This is a genomic window from Flavobacterium sp. 9 (genome assembly GCF_002754195.1).
GTDB lineage: Bacteria > Bacteroidota > Bacteroidia > Flavobacteriales > Flavobacteriaceae > Flavobacterium.
Map to the genome: position 1 here is coordinate 1,296,601 of NZ_PEEU01000001.1, position 16,259 is coordinate 1,312,859.

Annotated in this window: 12 protein-coding genes; all 12 read left to right on the forward strand. The window is 34.4% G+C overall.

Translation table 11 applies throughout. The features are described from left to right. Window positions 1–179 precede the first annotated feature (179 nt). Complete coding sequence (nirB, locus tag CLU81_RS04575) at window positions 180–2,693, forward strand: nitrite reductase large subunit NirB (protein ID WP_099708742.1); 2,514 nt, start codon at window positions 180–182, stop codon at window positions 2,691–2,693. Window positions 2,694–2,947: 254 nt separating this feature from the next. Further along, a complete protein-coding gene (nirD, locus tag CLU81_RS04580) occupies window positions 2,948–3,325 on the forward strand; it encodes a nitrite reductase small subunit NirD (RefSeq protein WP_099708743.1) in 378 nt (125 codons plus the stop codon). A 157-nt stretch (window positions 3,326–3,482) separates the two neighbouring features. Further along, a complete protein-coding gene (locus CLU81_RS04585) occupies window positions 3,483–4,067 on the forward strand; it encodes a DUF4202 domain-containing protein (RefSeq protein WP_099708744.1) in 585 nt (194 codons plus the stop codon). Window positions 4,068–4,133: 66 nt separating this feature from the next. Then, the gene (locus CLU81_RS04590; protein WP_099708745.1) at window positions 4,134–5,939 is read left to right on the forward strand and encodes an ATP-binding protein; all 1,806 of its coding nucleotides are present in this window, start codon (window positions 4,134–4,136) and stop codon (window positions 5,937–5,939) included. Between the two features lie 309 nt (window positions 5,940–6,248). Beyond that, window positions 6,249–6,908 (forward strand): response regulator transcription factor, encoded by a 660-nt coding sequence (locus CLU81_RS04595; protein ID WP_099708746.1) that lies wholly within the window; start codon window positions 6,249–6,251, stop codon window positions 6,906–6,908. A gap of 165 nt (window positions 6,909–7,073) precedes the next feature. Next, a complete protein-coding gene (locus tag CLU81_RS04600) occupies window positions 7,074–8,552 on the forward strand; it encodes a nitrate/nitrite transporter (protein WP_099708747.1) in 1,479 nt (492 codons plus the stop codon). A gap of 98 nt (window positions 8,553–8,650) precedes the next feature. Continuing rightward, window positions 8,651–9,913 carry an alginate export family protein gene (locus CLU81_RS04605; RefSeq protein WP_099708748.1) on the forward strand — a complete coding sequence of 421 codons (1,263 nt, stop codon included), beginning with the start codon at window positions 8,651–8,653 and terminating at the stop codon, window positions 9,911–9,913. 136 nt (window positions 9,914–10,049) lie between these two features. Beyond that, entirely contained in the window at window positions 10,050–10,415 is a 366-nt protein-coding gene (locus CLU81_RS04610; RefSeq protein ID WP_099708749.1) for a hypothetical protein, read from the forward strand. 200 nt (window positions 10,416–10,615) lie between these two features. Further along, complete coding sequence (locus CLU81_RS04615) at window positions 10,616–11,329, forward strand: endonuclease/exonuclease/phosphatase family protein (protein ID WP_099708750.1); 714 nt, start codon at window positions 10,616–10,618, stop codon at window positions 11,327–11,329. 3 nt (window positions 11,330–11,332) lie between these two features. Beyond that, window positions 11,333–11,953, forward strand: a complete 621-nt coding sequence (locus CLU81_RS04620) for a bifunctional 2-polyprenyl-6-hydroxyphenol methylase/3-demethylubiquinol 3-O-methyltransferase UbiG (RefSeq protein ID WP_099708751.1) — start codon at window positions 11,333–11,335, stop codon at window positions 11,951–11,953. A 159-nt stretch (window positions 11,954–12,112) separates the two neighbouring features. After that, complete coding sequence (locus CLU81_RS04625; protein ID WP_233209661.1) at window positions 12,113–12,571, forward strand: transglycosylase domain-containing protein; 459 nt, start codon at window positions 12,113–12,115, stop codon at window positions 12,569–12,571. A gap of 112 nt (window positions 12,572–12,683) precedes the next feature. Further along, window positions 12,684–16,199 carry a nitrate reductase gene (locus CLU81_RS04630; RefSeq protein ID WP_099708753.1) on the forward strand — a complete coding sequence of 1,172 codons (3,516 nt, stop codon included), beginning with the start codon at window positions 12,684–12,686 and terminating at the stop codon, window positions 16,197–16,199. Window positions 16,200–16,259 lie beyond the last annotated feature (60 nt).

Consider the following 16,259-nt stretch of genomic DNA (forward strand, 5'->3'; position numbering starts at 1 on the left):
AAAATAACACAATTACAAAAAAAATCTAAAAATCAAAAAACCTTCGAACCCGCGCTACTTAAAAGATTGAGATAAAATACGTAGATAAAAACAAAATACTACTTAAAAAAATACCTTTATACGTATTTTTATAAGTACAAATACTTATATTTGCGTAGTAATACTTAATTAAAGAAATCATGATTAGAGTAATAGTAGTTGGAAACGGCATGGTTGGTTATAAATTTTGCGAAAAATTCATTGCAAAATCAGGACAGGAAAAGTATCAGATTACAGTCTTTGGCGAAGAACCCAGACGCGCTTACGACAGAGTTCATTTAAGTGAATACTTTGGAGGAAAAACAGCGGATGATCTTTCATTATCTACAAGTGAATGGTACGCAGAAAACAACATTACTCTAAATACTTCGGAGTTAATTACAGACATTAACAGAGAAGAAAAAACAATACATACACATTTAGAAAAAACACATACGTACGATTACTTAGTTCTTGCAACTGGTTCTTCGGCATTCGTTCCTCCTATTGACGGTGTCGAAAAAGAAGGTGTATTTGTTTACAGAACAATCGAAGATCTGGATGCGATTATGGCTTACGCCAAAAAAATAAAACAAAAAGGCGCAACAGAAGCAGCAGTTTTGGGCGGCGGATTATTAGGTCTTGAAGCTGCAAAAGCTGTTCGGGATTTAGGACTGAATCCACATGTTGTAGAATTTGCACCACGATTGATGCCAAGACAATTAGACAAAGGCGCAAGCGATATGCTGCAATCCAAAATCGAAGAGCTAAATATTGGTATTCATCTTAATAAAGCGACACAATATATCGACGGAAAAGAACGTATAACGGGAATGATGTTTGCTGAAGACGAATTGTTAAAAGTAGACATGTTGGTTATTTCTGCCGGAATTAAACCTCGCGATGAATTAGCCCGAGTTTCCGGTCTTGAAGTTGGTTTGCGAGGCGGCGTTGTGGTAAACAATCAAATGCAAACATCAGATCCTTCTATTTTTGCAATTGGCGAAGTTGCCTTGTACAATCAAAACATTTACGGGCTTGTTGCTCCTGGTTACGAAATGGCCGATGTAGCCGCTGAGCAAATCTTAAATGGTTCGAAAACCATGAGAGAAACCATCGATATGTCGACACAATTGAAATTAATTGGTGTTGAAGTTGCGAGTTTTGGTGATCCTTTTGTCGAAAATGATGCTGTAACTGCAATCATCTATGAAAATAAATTAAGCGGAATTTACAAAAGAATCAACGTTACCAAAGATTCTAAAACTTTATTAGGCGGAATTTTAGTTGGAGATTCGAGCGATTACAATTCACTTTTTCAGATTTACAGTAATGCAATGGCATTGCCCAAAAATCCTGAAGATTTGATTTTAGGTTCTCGTGATGGTTCTGAAGGTTCAAGTTTAGGAAGCGTTCTGGATTTGCCAGACACAGCCGTAATTTGTTCTTGCGAAAACGTTACTAAAGGTTCTATTTGCTGTTCGCTTCTGGACGAAACTTGTTCTAATTTTTCAGACGTTGTCAAACATACCAAAGCTACTTCTGGTTGTGGAGGTTGTAAACCAATGGTTTCTGATTTGGTAAAAGCCACTCAAAAATCATTAGGAAAAGAAGTCAAAGATGTTATTTGCGAGCATTTTAGCTATACGCGTCAGGAATTATTCGATTTAGTAAAAATCAATAAATACGAGAATTTCTACGAAGTTATAGATCATCACGGTAAAGGCGATGGTTGCGAAGTTTGTAAACCTGTTATAGCTTCGATTTTCTCGAGTATTTATAATGATACAGCTAACAAACACGTTACGACGCAAGATACAAATGATAGATTTTTGGCCAATATTCAACGAAACGGAACTTATTCTGTTGTGCCAAGAGTTGCCGGAGGTGAAATTACTGCCGAGAAATTAATCGTGATTGGAGAAGTTGCCAAACAGTTCGATTTATACACTAAAATTACTGGAGCGCAACGTGTCGATTTGTTCGGAGCGCATTTAAGTGATTTACCAAAAATCTGGAAAATACTAATCGATAATGGTTTTGAAAGCGGTCATGCTTATGGAAAATCCCTTCGTGCCGTAAAAAGCTGCGTAGGAAATGCGTGGTGTCGTTACGGAATGGACGACAGCGCCGGATTTGCCATAGAATTAGAAAACAGATACAAAGGAATCCGTTCTCCGCATAAACTAAAAGGTGGCGTTTCGGCTTGTATTCGCGAATGCGCCGAAGCTCGAGGAAAAGATTTTGGATTGATTGCAGTCGAAGGCGGTTGGAATTTATACATCGCCGGAAATGGTGGAGCAAATCCAAAACACGCTGTTTTACTGGCAGAGAAAATCGACAAAGAAACCGTGATCAAATATATGGATCGCTATTTAATGTATTACATCCGCACGGCTGGTCCGCTTGTTAGAACCGCAACCTGGCTGGAAAAACTCGACGGAGGTTTAGAATATTTGAAAGAAGTAATTATCGAAGATTCTCTGGGAATTTGCGAAACTCTGGAAGCCGAAATGCAAACTTTGGTAAACACTTTTGAATGTGAATGGAAACAAGTCCTTGAAAAACCAAGATTATTAAAACGCTTCAACCATTTTGTAAACTCTGAAGAAAAAGATGATAATGTTGTTTTTGTTCCGTTAAGAGATCAAAAAGCGCCAAAAGCATGGTCGTAAATTTTAAAATTTAAACACATAGAAACATAGCTTATAGAAGTGACCAAAGGCGTTTCACTTAGTTTAAACACACATAGCTTTCAAAGATTTTTAATTTTTAATTCTCAATTTTTAATTAAAAAAACAGCTCCAAAAAAAAAGAAAAAAATATCGCTAACGTTTGCTGTCCTCTTACCCTCTTTTTTACTGCGCCATCATAACTCTCTTGATTGTAAAAAGAGGGATAAGAAACAGAAAACTAAAATTTGAATCCAATGGAAGAAATCTTAAATCAATATGAAACCGTTCATCCAAGTGATGCAACAATTTGGTTCAAAGCCGGAAAAACAGAAGATTTCCCAACCAATCGTGGTGGTTGCATTAAATATAAAAACAAGCAAATTGCAATTTTTAATTTTGCACGTCGCAACGAATGGTACGCTTGCCAAAATGCCTGTCCGCACAAAATGGAAATGGTTCTCGCAAGAGGAATGACCGGATCTACAGATGATATTCCGAAAATTGCGTGTCCAATGCACAAAAAAACATTTTCATTAGTAGACGGTTCGAACCTAAATGGAGACGATTTTAAAATTGCAACATATCCGGTTAAAGTTATTGAAGACGAAGTGTTTGTTGGTTTTGTAGATTAGAGTTTTAAGAAACAAGATGAAAGATGATAGAAGAAAGACGCAAGACAATAAAGTTTTTCAAATCTTGCTTCTTGCTTCTTTCATCTCCTTTAGACAATCAACTTTCGACTTTTCTACTTAATTCCGTATATTTGAATTCTATTATCTAACCGAAAAAATGAACACACCTTTTCAAAAAGCAAGCGAATGGATTGATGCTGAAAATGCTCAGGATCCGAATATCGAAATTGACCAAAATATCGAATATCCTAAGGAATTATTATATTCTAACAGGATGTACGAAAGATTAATGCAATTTGAACCTGAAGCTTCAGAAGAAATTCAGATTGCGTCAAAAGCACAACACATTTGCCGATGGAAAGTTGCAAGAGAATCTTATCCAATGGATCGTGTTGGGTATTTGAAATGGCGCGAAGAACTTAAAAAATTCCATGCTAAAACTACTGCAGGAATCTTAGAAAAAGCTGGATATTCGCAAGAATTTATTGATCGTGTTTCGTTTTTAATCGAAAAGAAATTACTTAAAAAAGACGCCGAAACCCAATTACTTGAAGATGTAATTTGTTTGGTATTTTTAGAATATTATCTCGATCCTTTTGTACACAAACACGACGAAGAAAAACTAAAAAATATCATTAAAAAAACCTGGGATAAAATGTCTGACAAAGGACATCAGGAAGCTTTAAAAATTAGTTATTCTGAAGAAAACTTAAACTTAATAAAAGCATCTTTAGGATTGTAAATGCTTTTGTAAAATGAATTAAAAGCAAATTATATTCTCGCCAAAAAAGACAGATCTTATTTTCGAATGAAAAAAAACAATCAGGAAGCTGCAGATAAAATCACTTTCAAAAATTTACGACGTCTGTATTTTTTTGCACTTCTGACTATTGCTATAACCATCATTTTAAGTCAGTTTTTGGTTCAATACAATCTAAAACAACAATTAAGCGATTCTAAAATCATCAATATTTCGGGAAAGCAAAGAATGCTGAGCCAGAAAATTGTCAAAGAAATATTGATTTTAAATTATGTTTCTGCTGATGTTTCTCCACAACAGATTTCGCATTTAAAAGAAGTTTTGTCCCTTTGGAAAACCACTCAAAATGCTTTAGAAAATGGCAGTGATAGTTTGGCTTTCCCAAAAGAAAAAAGCGAAACACTCACAAAATTATATCGTGAAATAAAACCAAATTTCACAACAATCGCCGAAACAACAGATTTGTTTCTGCTAAATTTAGAGCAGAAAAATAACTTAGCCAATAACCAAAAACTGGTTCAGCTTATTCTGGAAAATGAAGGTGTTTTCCTTTCAAAAATGAATCAGATTGTAACGCAATACGATCTCGAAGCACACGAAAAAGTTACTGAACAGCGTAAGATCGAATATTGGATTTTTGGTTTTACACTTTTGGTTTTACTTTTAGAATTCTTCTTCATTTTTAAACCTACAAATAAGAAAATCGAGAAACTGATCGCTAAACTTTTATCCTCTGAAAAGAAAGCTTTAAAACTGGCGCACGACACAGAAATTATCAGCGAAATCAAAGAAAACTCGGTAAAAGAATTAAAATCGCTCAATTATGCAATGGAAAACACGCTGCTTTATTGCCGCATTGCTCCCGATGGTTCGATTATTCATGTTGGAGAAAAATTTGCCAAACTTTTAAATTATACCAAGTTTTTATCCAATAAAAAGTTCTCAGAAATCTTAACGACTGACGAAAAAGAACAACTTAATATTGATCGTATTATTTTTGAAAAACAACGAAGCGGCTGGCAAGGCGAAATCAAAATCGTCAATAAAGAAGCGCAAACGATTTGGCTTGATTTATCAATGGTTCCGGTAATGATTAAAAAGGACGAATTAGAACTTTTGATTGTTTGTTTCAACATTACAGAACGCAAAAAAGCGCAACGCGAAGTTGAGCGTTTGAACATTGAAAACAGCACCGAAAAAATCAATCAGCAGAAGATTATTTCCAGCAAAATTGTCGAAAATCAGGAAAACGAACAAAACCGAATCGCCAAAGAAATTCACGATGGAATTGGTCAAATGCTTACCGGATTAAAATTCAGTTTGGAAAGTATTAATCTGGATGACAAGGAAAAAGCGGCTCAAAAAATAGAATATTTAAAGAAATTATCCCTTGATATAATCAAAGGTGTTCGCACGGCAACTTTCAACCTGATGCCGCCGGAATTAAGCGATCACGGTATTGTTTCTTCTCTGGCAAAACTTACGCAGGAACTTTCGAAATTAACCGGAAAAGAAATTCTGTTTTACAACAAAACCGATTTTAATCAGCGTCTGGATTCTCTAATCGAAATCAATATTTATCGCCTAACTCAAGAAGCAATTAATAATGCCATAAAATACGCCGAATCATCACATATTATCGTGCAACTTTCGCACAGCGATACTTTGTTAAGTATAATTATAGACGACAACGGAAAAGGTTTTGATATAAATGCGGTCGACAAAAAACGCAACAGCGAATCCGGAATGGGATTATTGTTCATGAAAGAAAGAATTCAATACATCAACGGACGCGTTTTTATTAAATCGATTCCCGGCGAAGGAACGAGAATTACTTTTAATATTCCGATCTAGGAATTAGATAATTTGTCAATTAGATAATTTTCTACATGCAGACCTTTGTCAAAGTTTCAAACTTTGACAAAGGTTTTCGCAATCTTTGTCGATCTACTTATGTGTTCTCTCTCCCGAAGCTTCGGGATCAAGATGACAAAAAACACAAAAACCTTCTTCAAAAAGAAACTAAACAAAAGTCTACAACGAATTATCTAATTTTCTAATTGACAAATTATCTAATTATAAAAAATTACAAAAATTACGTATCTTAGCATCTTCTTTTTAGATGAATATACGTAAAAATCAAGAATCAAAATTAAGTAAATCATGAGCAATAATATTCGAGTAGTTCTGGCAGATGATCATGTATTTGTAAGAGATGGAATAAAATCTTTACTGGAAAACGAAGCAAACATAGAGGTTGTGGGCGAAGCTATTGATGGCGCTGATGCTCTTGAAGTTGTTGCAACCAGTAAACCTGATTTACTTATAGTAGATATTCGTATGCCAAATTTAACCGGCATCGAGGTAGTAGAAAAACTTAGAAGCGAAAGTAATAATGTAAAAATTATTATGCTTTCTATGCATGAATCCGAAGAATACGTATTGAAATCTATCAAGGCTGGAGCCGATGGTTATTTATTGAAAGGCTCAAGCAAAGAAGAATTCCTAAAAGCGCTGCATACTGTGGCAGCGGGCGGAAAATATTTTAGTGGAGATATTTCTTCGATATTAATCAGTCAATTGACAAACGTTTCAAATTCGCTTGAACCTAAACAAAATTTAGGCGAAGAAATGATGATTACCAAAAGAGAAAAAGAAATTCTAACGCTTTTATTATCCGGAAAAGGCAACAAGGAAATCGCTGAAGCACTGGAAATTAGCAAACGAACTGCCGAAGTGCACCGTTTTAATCTAATGAAAAAGCTTAAAGTGAAGAATTTAATGGAACTTTCGAATAAAGCAGCAGAATATTCGCTTTTGTAATTCTGTTTAAACGATAAAAAGGACCTTTTAAAAATAGCATTTTAATAAAATAGAGAATCAATTTTGTGATGTTGGTAAATCTACTTATTAAATTCAAAATACTTAGATAAAATTACGTATTAATACTTATAAGTATTTACATTTGGTAAAACAAATCTAAGTACTATGAAAAATACAAACTCTTTATCACAATCACACAAGATTTTATTTTTGAATACTTTAGCCTTCACCGTATGTTTTGCTTGTTGGACATTAAACGGTGTATTGGTAACTTTTTTGGTTGACAATGGCATTTTTCATTGGAGTGTTGTACAAGTCGGTTGGCTTTTGGGAATCCCAATCCTAACCGGATCTATTATGCGTTTGCCAATTGGTATATTAACAGATAAATATGGCGGAAAATATGTCTTTTCCCTTTTACTTCTCCTCTGCTCGATTCCGCTATTTTTATTGCCTTATGCAGATAGTTTTGTAACGTTTGCAATCTTAAGTTTTTTATTCGGAATGGTTGGAACCAGTTTTGCTGTCGGAATTGGTTATACTTCTATTTGGTATCCAAAAGAATGGCAGGGACGCGCACTTGGAATCTTCGGAATGGGAAATGCCGGAGCCGCAATTACAACTTTTTTAGCGCCATCATTATTGAATCATTTCTCTATTAATGATCCACAAAATGGCTGGAAAATACTTCCCGTTATTTACGCAATTGCGTTAGTCATTATTGGAATTGCCTTTTTAATTTTTGCTACAAACAAAAAAATAGAAAACAATACCAAAACCGTTTCTCAAATGCTACAATCCTTAAAATGTGCCAGAGTTTGGCGTTTTGGAGCGTATTACTTTTTAGTTTTCGGATGTTTTGTGGCGTATTCGCAATGGCTTTTACCCAACTTTATGAACGTTTATCAAACCAGTCTTGTTATGGGCGGATTATTTGCAACGCTTTTTAGTTTGCCGTCTGGCGTAATCAGAGCTTTTGGCGGTTATTTATCAGATAAATTCGGCGCAAGAAAAGTGATGTATTGGGTTTTAAGTTCTTCGGTAATTTTAAGCGCTTTATTAATGATTCCGAAAATGGAAATAACCACAACTGGTCCGGGCGTTCTGGCTACGAAAAAAGGTACAATAACTTCCGTTTCAAACGAAAAAGTAAAAATTGGAGATACAGATTTTGCAGTCGCTCAAAGAAAAGAGAATCAAAACGAAAATGCTATCTTGCCCACTAAAACTTCATGGCAGCAAGTTGTTGTAGAACAAAATCAAACCGTAAAAAAGAAAGAATTACTGGCCAAAGGAATTACGGTAATCAAATTTGATGCAAATATGTGGGTTTTTCTGGTTCTGGTTATTCTTATCGGAATTTCATGGGGAATTGGGAAAGCTGCTGTCTATAAACACATTCCGGAATATTTCCCGACCGAAATTGGCGTTGTTGGCGGAATGGTTGGAATGATTGGTGGTTTAGGAGGTTTTTTTGGTCCAATAATTTTCGGATATTTGCTCACCGCAACCGGAATCTGGTCGAGTTCATGGATTTTTATCTTTGTATTTTCTGCCCTTTGCCTGATTTGGATGCATTATACAATAACAAAAATCATGAACGAAAAACAACCAATTTTAGCCAGAGTAATTGATCGAAATTAAACTCTTTTAAAAGTTAAAAAATTAAGAACATGATTATTATCACAAAAAAAGAAATCTTTTTCTTATACTTTTATACCATTATTTAAACAAACCAAATTATGAAAAATCTAAAAATAATTCTTTTATTGCTATTAGCAGGAATAAGTGTTGATAGTCAGGCACAAGAATTAGACGTAAATTTACAAATAAGACCACGTTTTGAATATCGAAATGGGTACAAATCACTTTTATTAGATGGTCAGGAAGGAACTTCGCAAATCTCACAACGTTCAAGGCTAAACTTCAATTACAAACAAGATCAATTAACGGTAAAATTAACTTTTCAGAACACCAGAACCTGGGGAGATGTAGCTACTACAGCCACTGCAGACAAAAATGGTGTAGCTGTTTTTGAAGGATGGGCACAATACGACTTCACAGAAAAGTGGAGCGCCAGAATGGGACGTCAGGTACTTTCATACGATAATCAACGTATTATGGGAGAAATGGATTGGGCGCAACAAGGCCAAAGCCACGATGCGTTAATGGTTTCTTTTCATCCAAAAAACCATCAACTTGACATGGGATTAGCTTATAATTCAAATGCCGAAAATACTGTTCAAACACCTTACACAATAGCCAATTACAAAACAATGCAATACGCTTGGTATCATACCACTTTTGATAAAATTGGAGCTAGTTTATTGCTATTAAATACAGGTTATGAATTTTCAAGAACACCCAATCCTGAATTAATCATAGATTACATGCAAACATTTGGAACTTATTTAACCTACAAAACAGGAAAAATTGACAGTAATTTAAGTTTCTATGGTCAAACCGGAAAAAGTACTGATCAACAAGTTAGCGCTTACGATGCTGCAATAAACGTTGGATATAGCATAACTGATTCTTTTAAAGCTGGTTTAGGTTATGAATTTCTTTCTGGAAAAGCCACAAATGACGGAAGCTCGGTAATTAAATCATTCAACCCTATATTTGGTACCAATCATGGTTTCAACGGTTATATGGATTATTTTTATGTGGGTAATCATTTAAAAAATGTTGGTTTGCAAGATGCCTTCTTAAAACTAAACTATAATTCTAACAAATGGCAATTTGCTTTGATTCCGCATGTATTTTTAGCTGCTGCAGATGTAGTAACTCCGTTAAACGAAAAAATGGATTCTTACTTAGGAACTGAGATTGATGCTACTTTTGGCTATAGCTTTAGAAAAGACATTAATGTTTCCGGTGGTTATTCTCAAATGTTTGGATCTAAAACTATGGAATTCATAAAAGGCGGAGATGCCGGACATACCAACAATTGGGCTTGGTTAATGATTTCTGTTAATCCTAGAATTTTTAGCTGGAAAAAATAGTTTTTATTCAAATTTCACCTTTATATTTTACCCTTTTCCTATTTCGGAAAAGGGTATTTTTTTTGTCCTTCCAAAAACTTGTTTTATACTTTAATTAGTTATATTTGAATCGAATATGAACCCCAAATTCTATCCCATGAAACAATTTTTAAAATTATCGATGCTAACTTTTATAGTTACTCAAACAGGTTTTTCGCAAAAATATAATAATACCTTAATTTCGAAAGATTCGGAAATAAATTTTGCAAAAACACAAAAAAGAGGAATTAAAAAAAACAACATTATTTACTTTGTCGAAAATGACTTACAGACAATATCTGCTTATAAAAAAAATAAACTAAAATGGCAGATAAATGTAGTTTCTGTTTGTGGAAAACCAAAAAACGGTGAACCTGAAATAAGATATGTCGGATTTAATACAAACAAACTACTTGTTGTTATGGGAAAGCATAATTTTGCAGAAGTTGACATAAATAGTGGCGTAACAAAACTTGTTGGTTAAGATTTAAAAACCGAGTTTTTAGTCTTAAGAAATAGATTTTAAACTTTCTTATATATTTTACCCTTTTTCATTTTGTGGAAAAGGGTATTTTTTTTTGGCTTTACATAAATTATTTTGGAGTTTTAATTGGTATATTTGATTACCCCATTCACCGCTAGCACGAGTGTCTTGTTCGTGAACACAATCAAATCTTTGATCCAATGAAAATCATAGCTTGGAATTGCAATATGGCATTCAGAAAAAAAGCCGAATTTATTTTGGCTTACAATCCTGATATTGCTGTAATTTCTGAGTGTGAAAATCCTGAAAAATTAAAGTTCGCTGACGAAATAAAAACTCCAACCGATATACTTTGGTATGGCACAAATCCGCATAAAGGACTTGGCGTTTTCTCTTATGGCGATTTTCGATTTCAATTGTTGGATTGTCATAATCCAAGTTTCAAAAATATTTTGCCAATTGCCGTAACAGGTGGAAAAATTGACTTTACTTTGTTTGCCGTTTGGGCTAATAATCCCGAAGATAAAGATGGAGCTTATGTCACTCAGGTTTGGAAAGCGATAAATCATTACGCAGATTTGATTCAGGAAACAAAAACTATTTTAATAGGCGATTTCAATAGCAATACGATTTGGGATAAACCACGACGAGAAGGAAATCATTCGACGGTTGTTCAAACATTAGAGTCAAAACAGATTTTTAGTACTTATCATAAATATTACAATCAGATACAGGGCAAAGAACAACATCCAACTTTGTATATGTACCGTCACGAAAACAAACCTTATCATCTTGATTATTGCTTTGCATCAAATGATTTTATAGAAGTTTTAGAAAGCGTCGAAATTGGCAGTTACAAAGACTGGACTATGCATAGTGATCACAAACCTTTAATAATTAAATTTAATATATAAACTATGAACAACTGGACTCAGCGTTGGGACGACCGTTACAGCAGCGAAGAATTTGCGTACGGTGAAGAACCCAACAATTATTTTAAAGAACAAATAGAAAAACTAAACCCCGGAACAATTCTTTTTCCTGCCGAAGGTGAAGGTAGAAATGCGATTTATGCTTCAAAATTAGGATGGAAAGTTTCAGCTTTTGATATAAGCGAAGAAGGAAAAAACAAAGCCTTAAAACTTGCCGAAGCTAACAATGTTGCAATTGATTATCAGGTTGGAGAATTAGAAACCTTAAATTATCAGACTGAACAATTTGATGCAATTGCTTTAATTTATGCTCATTTTCCGGCAGAAATAAAATCAGCAATTCACAAAACGCTGGAAACTTATTTGCGAAAAGACGGAATCATTATTTTTGAAGCTTTCAGCAAAAAACACCTGGAATATCTTGCTATAAACGACAAAGTTGGCGGACCAAAAGATATTGAATCCTTGTTTTCTATTGAAGAAATTCAAGCTGATTTTCCTAATTATGAAATCATTGAATTACAAGAAAAAGAAATCGAACTGAACGAAGGTTTATTCCATAACGGAAAAGGTTCTGTAATTCGATTTATCGGAAAGAAAAAATAAATTTACCCGACGTGGAGACGCATTGCGGTGCGTCTCTACAAAAAAGATTATCTTTCGTTGCAAAAAACATATATGCTGAAAAAACGACTTAAAATAATCACTCTCTCTTCAATCCTTCTTATAATCCTTTATCTCTTTCTACTTAGTGATTATAATCCAATGTTTGAAAACGAAGAGTTTGTTTACCTCACAAATAAATTAAAAGATTCACAAAAAGAAGATTTAAAATCTTTTACACACATTTACAACATTGTCAATGAGACAGAAAAATACAAAAGATGCCCTTGTGAAGTTTCTACAAATTTCATAGGTCCTTATAGGCATGGATATTCATTCACAAAATTGATTTATATATTAAAAGTAGAAAAAGAATTTACTAATGATGAATGTCTTAACTTTCAATTATTAAACTATGATTTTGGATATAAAAATATTGGAATTAAAGCAGCTTCTAAATTCTATTTTAATAAGAATATCAACGATCTTAATGAAGAAGAAACAATAACTTTAGTCGCAATGCTTAAAAACTCCTCTTTGTATAACCCGATTCGAAACCCAGAGGGAGTTGCTAATAGAGTTAAGGTCTTTCAAACAATACTACAAAAGCATAAAAAATAAATTCAAAAATTACGTATTTATACGTAAAAATACTTATTTTTGTTTACACCAATATACGTGAATCATCTTAGATAGATATAAATTCATATTTAGTATTCAAAAACGAGTTATAATGCAAAATACCAAAATCAAAACTACTTGTTCCTATTGTGGCGTTGGCTGCGGAATTATCGTGACTAATGATGCTAAAAATGGCGTGATGGTTTCGGGCGACAAAGATCATCCTGTCAACAAAGGAATGTTGTGCTCAAAAGGAATGAATTTGCATTATGTGGTCAACGATACTTCAGACCGAATTTTATATCCTGAAATGCGCGGCAGTAAATCTTATCCGCTGGAACGCGTAAGTTGGGATACGGCTCTTGATCGTGCCGCTGCTGTTTTTACTTCTATTATAAAAAAACATGGTCCTGACAGCGTTGGTTTTTATATTTCAGGCCAATGTTTGACCGAAGAATATTATTTGGTCAACAAACTCGTAAAAGGCTTTTTGAAAACCAATAATATAGATACCAATTCCAGACTTTGCATGAGCTCGGCCGTTGTTGGTTATAAAAAAACTTTTGGTGAAGATTCTGTTCCAATTGCTTATGATGATATTGAATTGGCCGATACTTTCCTGATTACAGGCGCAAATCCGGCTTGGTGTCATCCTATCTTATTTCGAAGAATTGAAAAACACAAAGAGAAAAATCCGAAAGTAAAAATCATTGTTGTAGATCCCAGACGAACAGATACCGCAGCTTTCGCCGATTTGCATTTGCAGATTCTTCCTGGATCTGATATTATTTTGTATCACGCAATCGCCAAACGTATTATCGAAAAAGGATACGTAGATCACGATTTTGTAAAGAATAATGCCGAAAATTTCAAACAATATAAAGACCTTGTTTTAAATACTTCTTTCGAAAAAGCTTCTAAACTTTGTGGTATTTCGGTAAACGATATCAAACTTGCCGCAGATATAATCGGGAAAGCAAAAGGATTTATTTCGCTTTGGGCAATGGGATTAAATCAAAGCGCCGTTGGCGTTGATAAAAATACGGCTTTATTAAATTTGTCTTTATTAACCGGACAAATTGGAAAACCGGGTTCTGGTCCGTTTTCATTAACTGGACAACCGAACGCAATGGGCGGACGAGAAGTTGGCGGAATGGCAACTTTACTAGCAGCACACAAAGACATTGCAAATCCGGAACATCGCAAAGAAGTTGCCGATTTTTGGGGCGTTAATGAAATCTCAGACAAACCGGGTTTAACGGCAACAGAAATGTTTGAAGCTTTAGAATCAGGAAAAATGAAAGCCGTTTGGATTATTTGTACCAATCCAATGGTGAGTTTGCCGGATTCTCGCCGAATCGAAAAAGCTTTACAAAATGCCAAATTTGTTGTTGTTCAGGATATTTCACATAATGCGGATACTTCAAAATATGCCGATTTATTATTACCGGCAGCAGGTTGGTTAGAAAAAGAAGGAACGATGACAAATTCTGAACGTCGAATTTCTTATTTGCCTAAAGGAATTAATGCGCCTGGAGAAGCTTTATCGGACATTGAAATTTTAATTCGCTTTGCTAAAAAAATGAATTTCCATGGTTTCAATTTCAATAGTGCCGAGGAAATTTACAAAGAACATTGTGCGTTAACCAAAAACACAAACATTGATATTTCATTTTTAAATTATCATAGACTAAAAACCGAAGGCACTTTTCAATGGCCTGTTCCGGATTATGGACATCCGGGAACTCCTCGCCTTTTTACTGATAAAAAATTTTACACGCCTTCGCAAAAAGCTATTTTCAATTTACCAACAGCAATTGAAAATACATCAGAACAACCAAGTCCGCAATTTCCGTTTATACTAACAACAGGAAGAGTTCGCGATCAATGGCATACAATGACCAAAACAGGAAAAGTATCCCGATTGATGACGCATACACCAAGTCCGGTTTTAGAAATAAACCCGATTGATGCTTATAAAAATGATATAAAAAACGGTGATATAATTGTTGTTTCCAGCAAAAACGGAGAAGTTCGGGTAAAAGCAAAAGTGACCGATTCTATCAAAGAGAAAGTAGTTTTTCTACCCATGCATTGGGGAAAACAACTGGAAAATGACTTGAACCGAACTAATAATTTAACCAATACAGTTGTTGATCCGGTTTCTAAAGAACCTGATTTTAAATATACTACAGTTGCGATTAGCAAATATATAAAGCCTTTTCAGAAAATTGCAATTATTGGTGCCGGAGCAGCTTCTTTTAGATTTATTCAGAACTATCGGGAGTTTAATTCGACAGATGAAATCATTGTTTTTTCGAATGAAATAAATCCGTTTTACAATCGCGTATTGCTTCCGGAGTATATGACAGGCGAATTTACGTGGGAACAATTATTAAAAGTTAAAGATGGCGAAGCTTTAAATAAGCTGAACATTACCATGAAAGCGGGCGTTGCAATTGATAAAATAAATGCCAAAGAAAAAACAATAATCGATAGTCTTGGCGAAATTCATACTTACGATTCTCTAATAATGGCAACCGGAAGCCGTCCTTTTATTCCTGAAAATGCACAACTTCATCTTCCGGGACGATTTACGGTAAGACGAAAAGAAGATGCCGATCGTTTAAAAAAACATCTTGACAGCACCAATTTACCTCCAGAAGAGCAACATGTTGTAATTATTGGCGGAGGATTATTAGGTTTAGAATTAGCGGCAGCTTTAAAACATAAAAAAGTAAAAACAACGATTATTCAAAGAGCTTCGCGTTTGATGGAACGCCAATTGGATTTAATTTCGAGTAAATTATTGGCCGAAGAAGTTCAGCTTCGTGATATTCAGATTTATTTTGATAATGAAGTAAGTACAGTTTTTGAAACCGATAATCCAAATGAGATAGAAATCGCACTTAAAAGTGGCCGAATCATAACCGCAAATGCGATTGTTTATACTATTGGAACAATTCCGAATATTGAAATTGCACGCGAAACCGGACTTGCCTGTGGTCGTGGCGTAAAAGTAAATCAGTATTTACAATCTTCAAATCCTGATATTTACGCTATTGGAGAGATAGCTGAATTTGATAATAAATTATTCGGAATAACTTCTGCTGCTGAAGAACAGGCAAATATTCTCGCTAATTTTATGGCGGGCGATATTAGTAGTTTCTACAAAGGTTCGATTTTGATGAATATTCTAAAATTAGAAGATATTAATTTATGTAGTATCGGAGATCTTACAATTCCCGAAAATGACGATTCCTACGAAGAAATTGTTTTTGCCGATCTTAAGAAACGTTACTATAAAAAATGCATCGTAAAAGATGATTTGCTTGTTGGAGCGATTTTAATGGGCGATAAAAATGAGTTTGCTGAATTTAAAACGATGATCGAAAGCAAAATCGAATTATCAGACAAAAGGAATTCATTATTAAGAGGAAGTTCAAATGCAAAACCTGTTTTAGGAAAATTAGTTTGTTCCTGCAGTCAGGTTGGAGCAGGAAATATCGAAGACGCAATTAAAAGCGGTGTAAACGATTTTACTGATTTATGTAAAAATACAGGCGCCGGATTAGGTTGCGGAAGCTGTAAAACAGAAGTGAAAGAGATTCTTGCAAAGTGTAAATAGTTTTCAGTGTCAGTTTACTTTGCTTTGAACATAAATTTTTACCGCAAAGTTCGCAAAGTT